This is a genomic window from Streptomyces axinellae (assembly GCF_039532135.1).
Classification (GTDB): Bacteria; Actinomycetota; Actinomycetes; order Streptomycetales; family Streptomycetaceae; genus Streptomyces; species Streptomyces axinellae.
The window spans coordinates 175,949-192,836 of record NZ_BAAARJ010000010.1; the positions used below are offsets into that span (position 1 = coordinate 175,949).

The 16,888-nt window shown below is 73.5% G+C and carries 12 protein-coding genes; 6 read left to right on the plus strand and 6 right to left on the minus strand.

Annotated features, from left to right (window positions below):
• Positions 1-117: 117 nt before the first annotated feature.
• Positions 118-591, minus strand: a complete 474-nt coding sequence (locus tag ABD339_RS17095; RefSeq protein WP_344566922.1) for a subtilase-type protease inhibitor — start codon at positions 589-591, stop codon at positions 118-120.
• Between the two features lie 378 nt (positions 592-969).
• On the opposite strand from ABD339_RS17095, the gene ABD339_RS17100 reads away from it, so the two are divergent.
• The gene (locus ABD339_RS17100) at positions 970-2,253 is read left to right on the plus strand and encodes a DUF6986 family protein (protein WP_344566924.1); all 1,284 of its coding nucleotides are present in this window, start codon (positions 970-972) and stop codon (positions 2,251-2,253) included.
• A gap of 63 nt (positions 2,254-2,316) precedes the next feature.
• Here the strand turns inward: ABD339_RS17100 and egtD are convergent, their stop codons facing one another.
• From egtD to egtA, 4 genes are all read right to left on the minus strand, one after another.
• Entirely contained in the window at positions 2,317-3,288 is a 972-nt protein-coding gene (gene egtD / locus ABD339_RS17105; protein ID WP_344566926.1) for an L-histidine N(alpha)-methyltransferase, read from the minus strand.
• The gene (gene egtC, locus ABD339_RS17110) at positions 3,285-4,037 is read right to left on the minus strand and encodes an ergothioneine biosynthesis protein EgtC (protein ID WP_344566928.1); all 753 of its coding nucleotides are present in this window, start codon (positions 4,035-4,037) and stop codon (positions 3,285-3,287) included. Before egtC ends, egtD begins: the two co-directional genes overlap by 4 nt.
• Before the next feature lie 67 nt (positions 4,038-4,104).
• Entirely contained in the window at positions 4,105-5,448 is a 1,344-nt protein-coding gene (gene egtB / locus ABD339_RS17115) for an ergothioneine biosynthesis protein EgtB (protein WP_344567059.1), read from the minus strand.
• Positions 5,445-7,184, minus strand: a complete 1,740-nt coding sequence (gene egtA, locus ABD339_RS17120) for an ergothioneine biosynthesis glutamate--cysteine ligase EgtA (RefSeq protein ID WP_344566930.1) — start codon at positions 7,182-7,184, stop codon at positions 5,445-5,447. The genes egtB and egtA overlap by 4 nt, the downstream gene beginning before the upstream one ends.
• A gap of 454 nt (positions 7,185-7,638) precedes the next feature.
• Between egtA and ABD339_RS17125 the strand changes: the two genes are divergently transcribed.
• Positions 7,639-8,814, plus strand: a complete 1,176-nt coding sequence (locus tag ABD339_RS17125; protein ID WP_344566931.1) for an MFS transporter — start codon at positions 7,639-7,641, stop codon at positions 8,812-8,814.
• A gap of 47 nt (positions 8,815-8,861) precedes the next feature.
• Here ABD339_RS17125 and ABD339_RS17130 read toward each other — a convergent pair whose 3' ends face one another.
• Entirely contained in the window at positions 8,862-9,389 is a 528-nt protein-coding gene (locus ABD339_RS17130; RefSeq protein WP_344566932.1) for a MarR family winged helix-turn-helix transcriptional regulator, read from the minus strand.
• Between the two features lie 270 nt (positions 9,390-9,659).
• Here ABD339_RS17130 and aroA point away from each other — a divergent pair, with 270 nt between their 5' ends.
• The 4 genes from aroA to ABD339_RS17150 are packed head-to-tail and all read left to right on the plus strand — an operon-like array spanning position 9,660 to position 16,842.
• Positions 9,660-12,692, plus strand: a complete 3,033-nt coding sequence (gene aroA / locus ABD339_RS17135; protein ID WP_344566934.1) for a 3-phosphoshikimate 1-carboxyvinyltransferase — start codon at positions 9,660-9,662, stop codon at positions 12,690-12,692.
• Between the two features lie 41 nt (positions 12,693-12,733).
• Positions 12,734-13,945, plus strand: a complete 1,212-nt coding sequence (locus ABD339_RS17140) for an acyl-CoA dehydrogenase family protein (protein ID WP_344566935.1) — start codon at positions 12,734-12,736, stop codon at positions 13,943-13,945.
• Positions 13,942-14,778, plus strand: a complete 837-nt coding sequence (gene chcA / locus ABD339_RS17145; RefSeq protein WP_344566937.1) for a 1-cyclohexenylcarbonyl-CoA reductase — start codon at positions 13,942-13,944, stop codon at positions 14,776-14,778. Before ABD339_RS17140 ends, chcA begins: the two co-directional genes overlap by 4 nt.
• Before the next feature lie 15 nt (positions 14,779-14,793).
• Complete coding sequence (locus ABD339_RS17150; protein ID WP_344566939.1) at positions 14,794-16,842, plus strand: oxidoreductase; 2,049 nt, start codon at positions 14,794-14,796, stop codon at positions 16,840-16,842.
• Positions 16,843-16,888 lie beyond the last annotated feature (46 nt).

A 16,888-nucleotide genomic window follows, 5' to 3' on the forward strand; every position in this document is an offset into this window, starting at 1 on the left:
GGCGCACGGGCGCTGTGCGCATGGATGAGGGGCCCCGCACCAGAACCCGAGGAACCCGGTGCGGGGCCCCTCCGCGGGCGGGCGGCTCCTGGGCGGCAGCCGGTGTGCCCGCTCCGGTCAGAACGAGAAGACGGACGAGCCCTCGACGTTCTTCACGCACGTGTTGGCGTAGGTGCGCTGGTAGTTGACGCGCTTGCCCTCCCACACGCCCTGGGCGGTGACCACGACCGGCCGCCACTCCTTGGTGCAGTACAGGTCGCCCTCGCTCTTCAGCTTCTCGAAGTTGCCGCCTGCGGTGCGGAGTTGGGCGCAGGCATTACTCGCGGCCGGGTGCGTGCCGGTCGCGGTGGGCTTGCAGCTGAGAGTGACGGCGCGCTCCGGGGCCGCGTCGGCTCTCTCGCCCCGGGTGACCGTGAGGACGAGGGCCGAGGGAGCGTAGAGCGAGGTGGTCTTCGCGGGCGCGCTCTTGGCGGGCGCGGTGTTCGACGGTGCGGCCTGGGCGGGTGCGATCGTGAGCGCGAGCGCGCCGAGGGTCCCCATCGCAGCGGCTGCCAGGGTGAGGGCGGCGCTTCGGGATGCGGTCTTCCGCATTGTGTGCTTCCTTCCGCTTTCAAGGTAAGTGCCGGATCGGCGAGCGTGAGTCTGGCGAGTCCGGCAGCGGAAAGCACATCGACCCCCCGCATTTCAGTAACTTTTCGCATTGAATCAGTGGCGCAAAGTGACGTTCTCGTTCTCCCCGGCCTGCGGTGATGCCCGCCGCGGCTCCCCCGCCCGGCCGCCGTGGCCGGATCGCCGGGCCTCACAGCTCGACCGGAAACCGCCGAAAGTCGCGGGAATCCGCCGGAATCCGCTGTATGGGGGTCGCCGGGACGCCTCTTGACTCCCCGGTGGCGGAGCCATAGCGTCACCAGCGCCTTTCAACGTTTTGTTGAGGGCGGATCCGGCGCGCAGGGCGGAGAGGGAGCGCGAATGTCGCAGGGCGGTACGGTCAGCACCAGCTTCGGCACATCCGTGGTGGAGGAGATCTCGCGGGCGCTCGCGCCAGTGGACGCCGACCTCGCCCGGCGCTACCCGGGGGAGCCCCCCACCCGCCAGCCCGTGCACACCGTCTACGTCCCCGCCGACACCATCACCGCGAGCACCGTGCGGGAGTGGGGCGAGGGGGCGCTCGCCCTGCTGGACGCGCACGCGCCCGACGCGGGCGCGCTCGCACAGGTGCTCGGGATGGACGAGGGGTTGGCCGGCCCGGTCCACGAACGGATACGGGAGAAGCTGCGCCGCGAGCCTGTAGAGGACCTGCGCATCGACTTCGAGGACGGCTACGGCCCGCGCCCCGACGACGAGGAGGACGCCGCAGCCCTGCACGCCGCACACCTGGTCGCCGCCGCGTTCGCCCCCGGCGCCGGGGGCCCCGTCCCCGCGTACGCCGGCATCCGGATGAAGTGCATGGAGGCGGCCGTCCGCGACCGGGGCATCCGCACCCTCGACATCTTCCTGACCACCTTGGCCGAGAACGGCGGACTGCCCGGCGGGCTGGTGCTGACGCTGCCGAAGGTATCCTCTCCCGAGCAGGTCGGCGCGATGGTGCGGCTGTGCGAGGAGTTCGAGAAGACCCACGGACCGGCCGGCCGGCTCGGGTTCGAGATCCAGATCGAGACCACCCAGTCCATCCTCGGTCCCGACGGCCGCGCCACCGTCGCACGGATGATCGAGGCGGCGGGCGGCCGGGCCACCTCGCTGCACTACGGCACCTTCGACTACAGCGCCGCATGCGGGATCAGCGCCGCCCACCAGTCCCTGGACCACCCCGCCGCCGACCACGCCAAGGCCGTCATGCAGGTGGCCGCGGCCGGGACCGGGGTGCGGCTCTCGGACGGCTCCACCAACGTGCTGCCGGTGGGTGGCCGGGAGCAGGTCCACGGTGCCTGGCGGCTCCATCACGCCCTGGTGCGTCGCTCGTTGGCGCGCGCCTACTACCAGGGCTGGGACATGCACCCCGGCCATCTGCCCACGCGTTATGCCGCCGTCTACGCTTTCTACCGCGAGGGCCTCGCCCGCGCGGGCGAGCGCCTGGCCGCCTACGCGGGCAACGCCGGCGGCGACGTCATGGACGAGCCGGCGACGGCCCGCGCGCTGAGCAACTACCTGCTGCGCGGCCTGGAATGCGGCGCGCTGTCACCTGCCGAAGTGGCGACGGCCAGCGGAATGGGCCGTACCGCCCTCGACACCCTCGCGGGGCGCACCCAGGGCTGACGAGGCAGCCATATGGCCCTCTTCCGCCCCGCGCAACGACCCCGCGCGGCGCGCGGATGCCGCTCAGCTCTCGGGAAAGGCCAGGCTCAGGGCGAAGCGGCCCCCGGCGTCGGTCCAGAATCCGTCCGTGCGCCAGCCCGCGGCGGCGAGTTCCGAGTGCAGCCCTCCGGGGCGGAACTTCGCCGAGATCTCGGTCCGCAGGTCCTCGCCGGGCTTGAAGTCGATGCCGGTGCCCAGGGCGCGGATCTTCACCGTGAGCGCCACCCGCGCCCGCAGCCGCATCTCCATCCACTCCCGCTCCGGATCCCAGAGCGCGACATGGTCGAAGTCGGCCGGATCGCAGTCGGCGTCCAGTTCGCGGGCCAGGACCCGCAGCACATTCTTGTTGAACCGCGCCGTCACGCCCCGCGCGTCGTCGTAGGCGGCCAACAGGACCGCCGGGTCCTTCACCAGGTCCGTGCCGAGCAGCAGCGCGTCGCCCGGCGCGAGCAGCGAGCGCAGGGACTCCAGGAAGCGGGCGCGTTCGGCGGGCAGGAGGTTGCCGATGGTGCCGCCGAGGAAGGCCACCAGGCGCGGGCCGGGACACTCGGGCAGCTCCAGGCCGCCTTGGAAGTCGGCGACCATGGCGTGCACCCGCAGCTGCGGGCGGTCGGCCAGCAGCCCCCGCCCTGCTGCCTCCAACGCGCTCGCGCTGACGTCCACCGGCACATACGACAGGTCCGGCGGCAACGCGTCCAGCAGCAGCCGCGTCTTGGCCGAGGAGCCGGAGCCCAGCTCGATGAGGGTGCGGGCCCTCGTCAGCGAGGCGATGTCCTCGGCGCGCCGGGTGAGGATCTCGTGCTCGGCCCGCGTGGGGTAGTACTCGGGCAGCGTGGTGATCTCCTCGAACAGGGCGCTGCCGCGCTCGTCGTAGAACCACCGGGGCGGCAGCGACTTCGGGTCGGCCGACAGGCCCTCGGTCACGTCCGCGGCCAGCGCGGCTGCGGTGGCCCCGGGCGGCAGGGCACGGGTGAGCGTGAAGCGGGACGTGCTCACAAATCCTCCAGTAGGGCCAGTTCGACACGGGTGGCGTCGCCGGTGAGGACGTGTCCGTCGGGCACCTGCCGCCACTCCGGGTCGGTGTCGTACGGCTCCGAGGCGACCGTCAGGGACGCGTGCGGCCGTGGCAAATACCACAGCGATTCGCCCACCGCCGTACCCGCCAGGGTGTGGCCGTCGGTGAGCAGGAAGTTGAGCCGGGAGCCGGGCGCGGCCCCGGACAATGCGGCGGCTACCCGCGCCAGCGCGGTGGCCGCGGCGGCATCGGCGCGCAGGTGGTGCAGAACCAGGGCCCAGGCCAGCGCGGCGTCGCTGTGGGCCTCGATGTCCAGCAGCTCACCGGGGGTCAGTGTGCGGGCGGCGACGTGGGCCACGGACGCGGGCCAGCCGGCGATCGCGCCGTTGTGACTGAACAGCCAGTTTCCTGCGCCGAACGGGGCGATGGCCGCCTCCCCGCCCGCGCAGCCTTCGGTGGCATCCCGGACGGCGGCCAGGATCCCGGCCGAGCGCACCACCCGGCACAGATCGGGGAACGAACCGTCCGCCCACACCGGCCCGGTGCGGCGATAACGCGCCGGATGCGGGTCGCCCGCCGCATACCAGCCCACCCCGAAACCGTCCGCGTTCACCGTCCCATGCCCTTGACGGCGCGGCGCCCACGACTGCCGCACCAAGGAGAACTCCGGCCGTATCAGCACCTCGCCGAGCGCGCGGACCGGCCCCACATAACCCAGGTGACGGCACATCAGCCACATCCCTCCGCTCCCGGCCCGCCCGCCGGGCGGGGCCTGCCCGCCCCTGGCGCGGTGCCGTTCATCCGTCCTCCGCGGAAAGGGAGCGCGCCGTGCGGAAGCCGGAGAAGATCTGCCGGCGCACCGGATAGTCCCAGTTGCGGAACGTCGCGCGTGCGACGACCGCCCCCACGCCGAACCCCCCGCCCCGGAGCACCTTGTGGGCCGGGCCGAAGAAGACTTCCGAGTACTCGCGGTAAGGGAACGCGACGAACCCCGGATACGGGCCGAAGTCGCTCGCCGTCCACTCCCACACATCCCCCAGCAGCTGACGGCCCCCCGTCGCCGAGGCACCGTCCGGGTAGCTGCCCGCCGGGGCCGGACGCAGATGGCGCTGGCCCAGGTTCGCGTGCCGCGGCCCGGCTGGCGTCTCCCCCCAGGGGAAGCGGCGGCTGCCTCCGGTCGCCGGATCGTAGCGGGCCGCCTTCTCCCACTCGGCCTCACTCGGCAGGCGCCGCCTCGCCCACCGGGCATAGGCGTCCGCCTCGTACCAGCTCACGTGCAGCACCGGCTCGTCATCGGGCACCGGCTCGGACACCCCGAATCGGCGGCGCCACCAGCCGCCCGCGCCGTCCTCGCGCCAGAACAGCGGCGCCCGCCACCCGTTGCTCCGCACCTGCTCCCAGCCCGCCGGAGCCCACCAGCGCGGGTCGCGGTAGCCGCCGTCCTCGATGAAGAGCCGGTAGGCGGCGTTGGTGACCGGCACGGTGTCGATCGCGAAGGCGGGCAGCCGACGGCGGTGGGCGGGCCGCTCGTTGTCCAGGGCCCAGGGCTCGTCGTCGGCTCCCATGGTGAACAAGCCGCCGGGCACCACCACTTCGGCCGGGAGCAGGGCCGCGTCGGGCGGCGCCGGCGGGGGCGGGGGAGCGGTGAGCGCGGCCGGGCCGCGGCGCAGCTGATGGGTGATGAGCATCGTCTCGGCGTGCTGCTGCTCGTGCTGGGCGATCATGCCGAAGACGAAGCCGTCCGCGAGGAGCCGGCCGGCGCCGCTGAGCCGCGCCGTCTCCAGGACATCGACGGCGCGCCCCCGCACCTCGGCCAGGTAGCCGCGCGCCTCACCGGGCGGGAGCAGCGGCAGGGCCGGCCGCTCGGCGCGGGGGTGTTCGAACGCGTCGTAGAGAGAGTCGATTTCGGGCCGGATCGCCGCCAGCCCGCCGGCCGCGCGCAGCAGCCACTGTTCCTCCTGGTTGGCGATGTGCGCCATGTCCCATACGAGTGGGGACATCAACGGCGAGTGCTGTACGGCCAGTTCGCGGTCATCGAGGCAGGCCGCCAGCCCGAGGACGCGATCGCGGGCCAGCCCCAGCGCGTCCAGAGCACGGGTGCGGAGCGGCGCGGTGGCGCCGTCCGCTGTGGGGGGATTCAGTTGAGGTTCTCCTTGTCGGCGGCGCGCGGAGAAGCGTCGTCCGCGGCAGGTGGGGGAGCGTCGGCGAGCGCGGCGCCGTCGGAAGACGCGGTGCTGGAGGGGCCGCCGCCGGGCGGCGAGCTGTCGCGTGGTGGTGCGCCACCGGACGGCGTGCCCTCGGGTGATGTGCCGGCGGCGCGCGGGCCACTGAGCGGTGCGGCGCCGCGTGAGGGGGCGTTGAACGGCGCGGCGCTGACGCGCGCGGAGCCGGGTGGCGGGGCGCCGGGCGGGCCGGTGCCGGGGCCGGGTGGCGCGGCGCGGTAGTCGCCGAGGACGTCGTCGGCCGGGCACCGGCCCCGGGCCACATAGCGCGCGGAGAACTCCTCGACGGCCGCGCGGACTGCCCGCCCGGCGCCCAGCCTCGGCAGCGCCTCCCGGGCCGCGGCGAAACACCTCACCGCGGCGGCCCGCAGCTCCGGATCGGCCAGGCCGTCTCGCGCGGCACGCTCCCACAGCGCGTTGCGGGGGGCCGGGCCCCCGCCCGCAAGGCGGGCCAGCGGCCGTACCGCACGGAAGGCGGCTTCGGCCGCGACCACGTCGTTGAACAGCGCCATCGCCACGGCGAGCGGCACGATCCAGCCGTCCGCACCCGGCTGCGCGTCGATCATCCGCAGCTCCAGATAGCCCTGCGGCCGGACCGGGGGGAAGAGCGTCGTCAAGTGGTAGTCCAGGTCGGCGGGGCCCGGCGGCCGGCCGGGCGCGCCCGCTCGCCCGGCGCGGCGTCCGCCGGGCCCGCGCGGGGTGTGCGAGCGGGTGATCCACTCGCGGAAGGTCATGCCGTCGCCCGGCACCGTCCAGGGCCCGTCCACGGACCGTACGCACAGCACCGGGGCGTCGAGTGCGTGCCTGGCCCACACGGTGCGCGGATCCCCCCGGCCCAGGTGCGCCGGGGCCAGGTTCCGGTAGCCGTCCAACGCCGTCCACACCGCCTGACGGCCCGAGCGCCAGCCGGCCCACGGCCCCTCGGTGAGCGGGGAGTTCGCGAACGCGGCCGTGAACACCGCGCCGAGCACATGCGCGAGGAACCAGCGGCGCCCGAGCCCGAACGGGCCCCGCCCCGCCACTCCCGCGTCGAGGCAGACCTGGACCGAGGCCGAGGAACACATCATGATCCGCCCGGCCGGGCCCGTACGGTCGAAGAAGCTCTCCATCGCGCGGTAGCGGGGATCATCCAGGAGCCGCCGGGCCGAGCGATCGTCCAGGCCCTGGCCCACCAGGCGCATGCCGTGGCGTCTCAACAGTGCGCGTGCCGCGGCCAGATCGGTGCTGACGGCTTCGACGCAGGCGGGGAGGGATGTCGCGGGCGGGGAGCTGAACTCGACCTGACCACCCGGTTCGAGCGAGACCGCCGAGGACAGCGGCAGTTCGCGCATCGCATCGACCGCCGCCCGCAAGGCGGTCGCGGAAACTGCCGCGGGCGTCGCGGAGACCGCTGCGGGGGCGGTCGGCGAGGTCGCCCCGGCGGGAGTCGCATCCCCCGCTTCTGTCGTACCCGCTGTCCGCGCCGCTTCCGCGTCCCCCGTTCCGGACCCCGCCCGGGACGCCGCGGCAGCGCCGTCGAGGGGGTACACCAACCACTCCAGTTCCACCCCGACGCGGCGCGGCGGGCCGGTCTTGAAACAGACGCCTCGGACCCTGGCCAGTGCGGCCTCCTCGGACAGCAGTTCGCGTGTTTCCCCTGACTCGATGACGGTCATCGCCCGCCCCCTTGTGTCAAGTGGTCAAGCACTACTACCGGTTATGCGCTCTTCCGCTCCACTGAAAACCGCGAGCGGCCGGCACCACAAGACCGCCCCGCCCGCCGCATCGTCCGCCCGGCAGTTCTCGGCCACGTCGCGCCCCACCGCGCCCGCCCTGCCCACCGCGCCCGCCTGCCACCGCGCTCACCCGCCCGGTTCGCCGCCGCACCCCCGGAGAACCGGCGCGCTCCCGCGCTCGCCCGCCCGGCGGCCGGGGCGATCAGGCAGCTGAATCCCTCCACGGCGGACCGACCGGAATCCCGGCGGAAAATTCTTCCCATCCTTTCTTCCCACCCCCAACGAAGCGCTCTGGAATGGAACTTCTCCTTATCATCCGTCAATTCCCGGAAAAGCCCCGGTCCGAGTAATTCCCCGTAATGTGGAAAGTTGCCTTACGGGAGGTGGTCGCACCATGCCAGGACTCCGCTCGGCGGCTGCGCTCGGCAATGCGGACTGGCATCTGGGTGCTCCTCTGCTCGCCGCGCTCGCGACCGCCTGGCACACCGACATCGCAACGGTCACCGAAGGGATCGCCGCCTATTCCCTCGGCCAGGGAATCGCCCTGCCGTTGTGGGGCTGGTTCGCCGACAGATACGGGCCGGGGGTCAGCCTGCGCGCCGGACTGCTCCTCGCGACCGCGGCGTCCGCCGGGCTCGCCCTGTGCCCCGGCCCCACTTGGTGGGTGGCTCTGCGCGCCGCCGCCGGCGCGGGCTTCGCGACCGTCACCCCCTCGATCTCGCTCTCGTACGAGTCGCTGCGCCCGGCGCAGGTGAGACAGCGCGCCTTCACCATGCTGACCACCGCGACCGGCGCCAGCGCCATCGCCTCGCCGGTCCTCGCCGAGGTCGCGCTGGGCTGCGGCTCGTGGCGGCCCGCGTTCGCCGTCATCGCCCTGCTCACGATCGTGACTCTCTTCCGCGTCCGGATCACCTGCCCCGCCCCGTCAGGAGCCGGTGCCGAAACCCGGCCGGAAGCTCCCGCGGAATCCTCACCGGCCGGTACGGGTTCTCTGCCGGCGCACTCCCACCGGGCGGCGCGCGCGACGTGGTCCGGATATCCGACCCTGATCGGACTCGGTATCGCCGAGGGCATGGTGATGCTCGGGCTGCCCGCGCTCCTGGCGCCCGCGCTGGCCGTCACCGGCGGCGGCACATCAGCCACCACCGTGGTGGTCACCTACGCGGCAGGGGTACTCGGCAGCACCCTGCTGATGCGGCGGCGCAGCCGGCTGTGGAAGCCGCAGACGCTGCTGGCGACCGGCGGAGCGCTGGCCGCCATAGGCGCGTTCCTGGCGGCGACGCTGCCCGGCACCGCCGTGCTGATGCTGTGCGCCGCGCTGCTGGGCACCGCTTGGACCTACCTGCACACCACGCTCCAGACCTGGATCCCGCGCCTGCTGCCCCCCGCAGCACGGGCCCGCGCGGCCTCCCTGTTCTCCGCGTCCGCGATACTGGCCAGCTCGGTGACGGTCGCGCTGGCCGCCTCGCTCCTGCAAAAGGGGCTGCACTCCACGGTGTTCGCCGCGGGAGCCGCGCTGTGCGCGCTCTTCACCTGCTGGACGGTCCTGCTCGCGCGCCGCTGGATGTGAGCCGCGCCCGCCCCGCGCGTACCAGGCCGGCCTACCCGCCCTCGCCCTCACCCGCCTTGCGCGGACGGCCGGCAGGAATGGATCTGATCCTCCGCACCCAGGCGCTCCCAGTCGTCGGCGAGGGCGGTCAACTCCCTCCGGAGCCGCACGCGGTCGGCGGGTTCGTGCCGCCCCAGTAACCGCTCATCCAGCTCCCGCACCCGCCCGCGGGCCTCGTGGAGGACGCGCTCGCCCTCGGGCGTGAGGTACAGCAGCTTGCGGCGGCCGTCCGCGGGCGCCGTCCGACGCTCCAGCAGCCCGCGCGTCTCCAGCCGCCGTGCGACGTCGGCCATGGTCGAGGTGTCCAGCGAGACGGCCGAGGCCAAGGAGGTCTGGTCGCTGCCGGGGCGGGCGTGCACGGTGGTCAGTACCGCGAACTGCGGCCCTGTCAGCCTCGGATCGACGGTGCGCGCCCACACCGCCAGATACGCCTGGTAGAGGCGCCGCACCTGGTAGCCGGGCGCGCTTGTCAGCGCGTCGGGTGCGACGGGCGGGGCGCTCGCGTCTGCGTGGGCGGAAGGGGTCGTGTCAGTCATGGGGCAGTTTAAGCACGGCAGTTGGGAGCATCGCGCGCTGGGCCCGACCCCAGGTATAGGGGCGGTTAGGGGCTGCTGAACTTCCCATGCCGCGAGGAGTATCGGCGGTGCGGCTTTGTCACGTGGTCGGGTCCCCTCAGGGTGCGATTCCCGGGACCGGGCTGCTTTTCGGAGAGTCCGTCACGAGGAGCCGATGCGCGTTCTCCGGTGAAATTCCCGGTGCCGTGCCGAACGCAGCCGCGCACCACAGCCTAGGAGTGACCACATTCCATGCATCTCCTCGTCAGTGGAATCCAGCATCGGGTGACCGGCGAGGTCCTCGTGCCGAACTCCAAATACCATGCGCACCGGGCGTTGATCCTCGCCTCGCTCGCGGACGGCGAGAGCCGCGTGCACGGGCTCAGCGACGCCCGGCACGTCGCCTACACCGTGCGGCTGCTGCGCGGTCTCGGGGTGCGGATCACCCGCGCCGGTGACACGTTCGTGGTCCGGGGCCTCGGCGGACGCTACCGGCCGGGCCGGGCGGGGGTCTCGGCCGGGAGTTCCGGCACCACCCTCTACTTCATGGCCGGGCTCGCCTGCCTGTCGGACCGGGAAGTCTCGATCACGGGCCAGCGGTACTTCAGCCGCCGCCCGATGGGGCCCCTGCTGCGGGGGCTGGAACAACTGGGTGTCGCCGTGGAGGCGGCGGGCGACCGTCCCCCCGTCCATGTCCGCCCCGGGCGGCCCACCGGAGGGCGGGTGGTCATGCCGGGAACCCTGTCGCAGTGGATCTCCGGATTGCTGCTCCTGGCGCCGTTCGCGACGGGGCCCACGGTCATCGAAGTGTCGGGGGAGCTGAACGAGCGCACCTACCTTGAGCTGACCGTGGCGATGATGCGGCGGTTCGGCCTGGAGGTGGCCGTCTCGTCCGACTGGCGGCGCTTCGCGGTGGCCCCGGACCAAAGAGCGCGCCCCACCGAGCTGACGCTGCCGCCGGACATCGGCTCGGCCGCCTTCGGCATCGCGGCGGCGGCGCTGCACCCGTCCGATGTGCTGTTGCGGGGGCTGACCCGTCTGGAGGGCGGGCCCGCCGACCACCCCGAGTTCCACTTCCTGGACGTCGTGCGGGGAATGGGGGTGCCCGCCGAGCAGGACGAGGCGGCGCGGGGCGTACGCATTCGGCAGGATGCGCCGCTGCTCAAGGCCGTCGATGTCGACTGCCGGGAGGTGCCGGACATGCTGCCGGTGCTCGCCGTCCTCGGTACATTCGCGCACGGCGAGTCCGTCTTCCGGAACGTCGCGCACACCCGGCTCAAGGAATCCGACCGCGCCTCCGCGGTCCTCCAGCTCAACGCGATGGGCGGCGACCTGGCACTGACCGGCGACCTGCTGCGGGTGAACGGCGTGGAGGGCCTGACCGGCGCCCGGCTCTCCACGTACAACGACCACCGCATCCTGATGTCGCTGGCCGTCGCGGCCTCCCGCGCACGGGGCCGCTCCGCCCTCACCTTCCCCCACGCGTACCGCATCTCCTACCCGGACTTCCTCAGCACGATGAACGCCATCGGGATCCCCATGACCGTGGAGGAGGGCAGCGCACGCCCAGCGCGCGGCATCCGTAGGGCCCCCGTCCGGCGGGCGCGGCCGGAGGCGGGGCGGCCGGAAGCCATGGCCCGGACCACACTGCCGCAGTGGCTGGCCCGGCACGCCGCATCCCGTCCCGGCGCCCCCGCTGTCGTGGACGTCACCGAGGACGGCCCACACGTGATCACCTGGCGTGAACTGGCCGAGCGGGTCGAGCGGGTGGCCGCGCTGCTGCTGCGGCTCGGGGTGCGGCCCAGGGAGCACGTGGCCTACCAGCTGCCGAACCGCACGGAGTTCGTGGTGCTGTCCTTGGCGGTGCTGCGGATCGGTGCGGTCTGCGCTCCGGTCATGCCGTTCTTCCGGGAGCGCGAACTCGGCTTCGTGCTGCGCCGGTCCGCCGCGCGCGTCCTGGTGGCCATGGACGGGCACCGCTCCCGCCGACCCGCCGAGGAGGCGCTGGCCCTCGCCGCCCGGCAGGCGCCGGATACGGGGCCGGGGCCCGGCCCGCTGCGCCACCTCGTGGTGCTGGCCCGTTCAGGGGGCACGGCCCGGCTGCCCCGGACGTCCGCCGGCGGTGTCACGGTCCACGACTGGCGGGCCGCGCTCGCGGCGACGGAGGTGGACCGTGCGGCGCTCGACGCCATCCGGCCGACGGCGGGGACGGCGGCGCAGCTCCTGTTCACCTCGGGCACGACCGGCGAGCCCAAGGGGGTCACACAGACCTCCGCGACGCTGGTCTCAGCCGTGGCGATGGAGGCCGGACAGCTCGGTCTCGGCGACCGGGACAGCATCTGGGTGCCCTCGCCCCTCGCGCACCAGACGGGATTCCTCTACGGGATGGTGCTGGCCCTCGTGTTGGGAGCGCCGCAGATCCTCCAGGCGGAGTGGAACGCGGAACGTGCCCTCGCCTCGCTGAACGACCACCGGGCGACCTTCGTCCAGGCCGCGACGCCGTTCCTCTCCGACCTGGTGACGGCGGTCGAGGCGGGCGGAGAGGTACCGCGGCATCTGCGGATCTTCGTGGCCACCGGGGCGACCGTGCCCCGTGCCCTGGCGGAGCGCGCCGACCGGGTGCTCGGCGCGAAGGTGTGCGGGGCCTTCGGTACCACCGAGACCTGCCTGGGCGCGCTGTCAGCGCCCGGCGACGCGCCCGCGCGGCGCTGGGGCACCGACGGGCGCGCGCTGGACGGCGTCCGGCTGCGGGTCACCGACGACCGCGGGCACGTTCTCCCAGCCGGGATCGAAGGCAACTTCGAACTGTCCTCGCCCACCGTCTTCGACGGCTACCTGGGCCGGCCCGACCTGACGGCTGAGGCGTTCACACCGGATGGCTGGTACCGCACCGGGGACCTGGCCGTGATCGACGCGTCGGGTTTCGTACGGATCACCGGACGGGTCAAGGACGTGATCAACCGTGGCGGCGAGAAGATCCCGGTCGCCGAGGTGGAGCAACTCCTCTTCGCACACCCCCGCGTGGCGGATGTGGCGATCGTGGCGATGCCCGACGACCGCCTCGGGGAACGTGCCTGCGCGTTCGTGGTGACCAGGGACGGTGCTCCGCTCAGCTTCGCCGGCCTGCGCGGCTATCTGGACGCGCACCAGGTGGCGAAGCAGTACTGGCCCGAACGGCTCGAACACCTGCCGGCCCTGCCCCGCAACCCGGCCGGGAAGGTCCAGAAGTTCCTGCTGCGTGCCAGGGCCCGCGAGCTGCGCCCGCACGACGAGGACGCCGGGTGACCCCTGCCGGCGCACCCATGGAGGGAAGGCGGAAACAGCAGATGATGGACGAGCAGCGGTTCGGCGGCCTCCGGCGTGAGGCCGAGCGGTGGGTGACGGGAGCGGGCGAGCGCTGGGCCGAACGCATCGAGGAGAGCGGAGAGGTGCCCCGCCGGCTGTGGGACGAGCTGGGCGCCCGCGGCTTCCTGCGCGTCACCGCACCCGAGGAGTACGGGGGACTGGGCCTCGACTTCCCCAGGTGGATGGAGCTGATGGAGATCTTCTCCCGGTCCCACGGCTCGATCCGCATGATCGTGCACGTGGTCAACGGGATCTGGCGCGCGATGGACGGGCACGCCTCCGAAGAGCAGCGCAAGCGGTTCGTCATCCCCTCGGTCACGGGCGAGATCACGGTCGCCTTCGCCCTGACCGAACCCGGCAACGGCACCGGGGCCGACATCACCACCTCGGTGGTACGCGACGGCGACACCTATCTGCTCTCGGGCCGCAAACACCTGATCACCTTCGGAATGCGCTGCGACTACTACCTGCTGGCCGCGCGAGTCCAGGGCACCACCGGGCACGCGGGCACCGTCGCGCTGCTCGTCCCGCGCGACGCGCCCGGCGTACGGGCCGAGGACACCTCCCGCACAATGGGCGTCAGCGGCACGGACCACGCCTCGCTCGGCTTCGACCGGACTCCGGTGCCGGTCGGGCACCGACTCGGTGCGGAGGGCGAGGGGCTGGAGGTCTTCCTCGGCGGGTTCCTCACCCCCTCGCGCATCTCTGTCGCGATGAGCTGCGTCGGGCTGGCCCAGCGCGCCCAGCAACTCGCCCTCGACCACGCCCGCGCCCGGGTGACGTTCGGCAAGGCCCTGAGCGGGCGCCAGGCCATCCAGTTCATGCTCGCGGAGAACGCCGCCGACATCGAAGCGAGCAGGCAACTGGTGCTGCATGCCGCGCGCCGCTTCGAGGCGGGCGGGGACGATGCGGCGATGTGCTCCTCGCTGGCGAAGATGCACGCGGTGACGATGCTGACCTCGGTCACCGACAAGGCCCTCCAGATCCACGGCGGCCCGGGCTACTGGAAGTCCCAGAAGATCGAGCGGGTCTACCGGGACGCCCGTGCGCAGCGTTTCGAGGAGGGCACCAACGAGGCGCAGAAAGCCGTGGTCTTCCGGGAACTGCTGCGGCAGGCCGGGAGCAGCGGAACGGAAGCCGGGGCCCACGGAACGGAAGCCGGGCCCGACGGCGCGGAAGGAGCCGGGCGATGAGCGCCGGAGGGCGGGACGCGCACCCCGGCACCGTCTCCGTGATCACCGGAGCCTCGCGCGGCATCGGGCGGGCCACGGCGCTCACCCTCGCCGCGCAGGGCGGGACGGTGATCGTCAACTACAAGAAGAACACCGGCCCGGCCGAGAAGACCGTCGCGGACATCGAGGAAGCCGGCGGCCGGGGCTTCGCCGTCCAGGCCGACATCGAGACCGTCGAGGGCGTCACCGCGCTCTTCGACGAGGTGGCGCGGCGCTGCGGGCGGCTGGACCACTTCGTGTCGAACGCGGCGGCCGGCGCCTTCAAGAACATCCTCGACCTCGGCCCGCACCACCTCGACCGCTCCTGCGCGATGAACCTGCGGCCCTTCGTGCTCGGAGCCCAGCAGGCGGTCGAACTCATGGACAACGGCGGGCGCATCATCGCCCTGTCGTCCTACGGCTCGATCCGCGCCTACCCCACCTACGCGGCACTCGGCGCGATGAAGGCGGCAGTGGAGGCGTATGTGCGGTACATGGCAGTGGAGTTCGCCCCCTACGGCATCAACGTCAACGCGGTGAACGGCGGACTGATCGACTCCGACTCGCTGAGCTACTTCTACGGCATCGAGGGCATGCCCGACATGCGCGGCGTACTCGACCGCATCCCGGCCCGCCGCCCCGGCACCGTCCAGGAAATGGCCGACACCATCGTCTTCCTGCTCGGCAGGGGGGCCGGATACATCACCGGGCAGACCGTGCGGGTGGACGGCGGCATGAGCGTCGTCGCCCCGCCGTTCTTCGCCGACGCGGGCGAGGCGCTGCGGCTGCCGCCCCGCCCGGCCCGGGACAGGTGACAGGGAGGTCCTGGCTTGCTCGCCAACGTCTTGCGCCCCGGCGCCATCGGTACGCTCACTCTCCCGCACCGCGTCATCATGGGCGCCATGCACCTCAACCTGGAGGTGACGGGCGATCGCGGCGCGGCACTGGCCGCCTTCTACGCGGAGCGCGCCCGCGCCGGGGCGGCCCTGATCGTCACCGGCGGTATCGCCGTCAGCCCCGCCGGCGCGGGCGGCCCCGGCTACGCGGTACTCGGGGACAGCACGGACGAGGCGGCGCTCTCGGCGGCGGTCCGGGCCGTGCACGGCCATGGCGCTCTGATCGCCCTCCAGCTCTTCCACGCCGGCCGGTACGCGCTGCCGGGCCGCTCGGATGGCCCCCCGCTCGCCCCGTCCCCCGTCCACAGCCGCTTCTCCCGCAGCACTCCGCGAGAGCTGACCGGCGACGAAATCGACGCGACGGTACGGGACTTCGCCTCCGGCGCCCGAACGGCTCGGGAACTGGGGTTCGACGCCGTGGAGGTGATGGGTTCCGAAGGCTATCTGGTCAACCAGTTCACCGCGCCGCTCACCAACCGGCGCGACGATGGCTGGGGCGGTGACAGCGAGCGCCGCCGCCGGTTTCCGGTGGCGGTGACGCGTGCGGTCCGCGCCGCCGTCGGCCCCGGCTTCCCGGTGCTCTTCCGGATGTCCGGAGCCGATCTGGTGGAAGGCGGCACACCGGCCGAGGACTTGGACCCGCTCGCGGTCGCGCTCGCCGGGGCCGGAGCCGATGCCCTCGCCGTCGGCGTGGGCTGGCACGAGTCCCCGGTCCCCACGGTGCAGGCCCAGGTGGCGCCGGGCGCCTGGGCGGGCGCCGCCGTGAACGTGAAGAGGGCCCTGCGGGAAGCCGGCCGGGGTGCGCTGCCGGTGATCGCGTCGCACCGGTTCAACCGGCTGGCACAGGCCGAGAAGGTACTCGCGGGCGGCGAAGTGGACTTCGTGGCGATGGCACGACCCTTCCTCGCCGACCCGGAAATCGTCGCCAAGTCGGCCTCGGGCCGCGCCGAGGCGGTGAACCTGTGCGTCGCCTGCAACCAGGCGTGCGTCGACCGCTCGTTCGGCACCCAGCGCGTCTCCTGCCTCGTCAACCCCCGGGCGGGGCACGAGCGGGAGTTCCCCACCGGCCCGGCGGCGGGCACCGGGCGGACAGGGAAGCGCCCCGCACGCTACGCGGTACTCGGCGCGGGCATCGCGGGGCTGGAGGCCGCGCGCGCCCTCGCGGCGCTCGGTGGGCACGTCGAGGTGTACGAGGCGACCGCCGAGCCGGGCGGCCAGTTCCGGATGGCCGCCCAGGCCCCCGGCAAGGCCGACTTCGCGGCGACCATCCGGCACCATGTGCGCGAACTGCGGGAGAGGGGCGCCGTACTGCACCTCGGCCATCGGGTCGTGCCCGCGGACATCCCGGCGCTGAGCGGACTCGACGGGGTCGTCCTGGCCACCGGGGTGCTGCCGGCCCGGCCGGTCCTGCGGGGAGCGGCGCTGCCCCATGTGCTCGGCTATCACGAGGCGTTCGCCGACCCCTGGGCGCTCGGGCCGCGTGTCGCGGTCCTCGGTGGGGGAGGCATCGCGGTGGACCTGGCCCACCTGCTCGTCACCGGCCGGGACCCCCGGCCCGCACCCGTATCCGCCCCGGCCCCGGAGCGGCAGGCACGGCCGCGGCGTGCGGCGGCGCGCGAGGTGACGCTGCTACGGCGGGGCCGCAGGATCGGAGAGGGCATCGGACCCAGCACCCGCTGGGTCGTGATGGGGGAGCTGCGCGCCGCCGGAGTACGGATGCTCACGGGCGTGACCTACCGGGAGATCACCCCCGGCGGCGTCGTGCTCGCCGACTCCGGGGGAGAGCGGCTGGTCCCGGCGGACCATGTGGTGCTGGCCGTCGGCCAGCGGCCCGTCGCGGACCTCCTCGGCCCGCTGCGCGCGGCCGGAGTGCCCTGCGCCGTCGCGGGCGGCGCCGCCGGCACCCAGGGGCTCGATGCCGTACGTGCCACGGCGGAAGGGCTGCGGGCCGCACACCGCCTCGCGCGCGCGACGGCGGGCTGAGCGCTCACCCGAGGCCGGGTCCGGCGGCGGCCACCGGGCCGTCTTC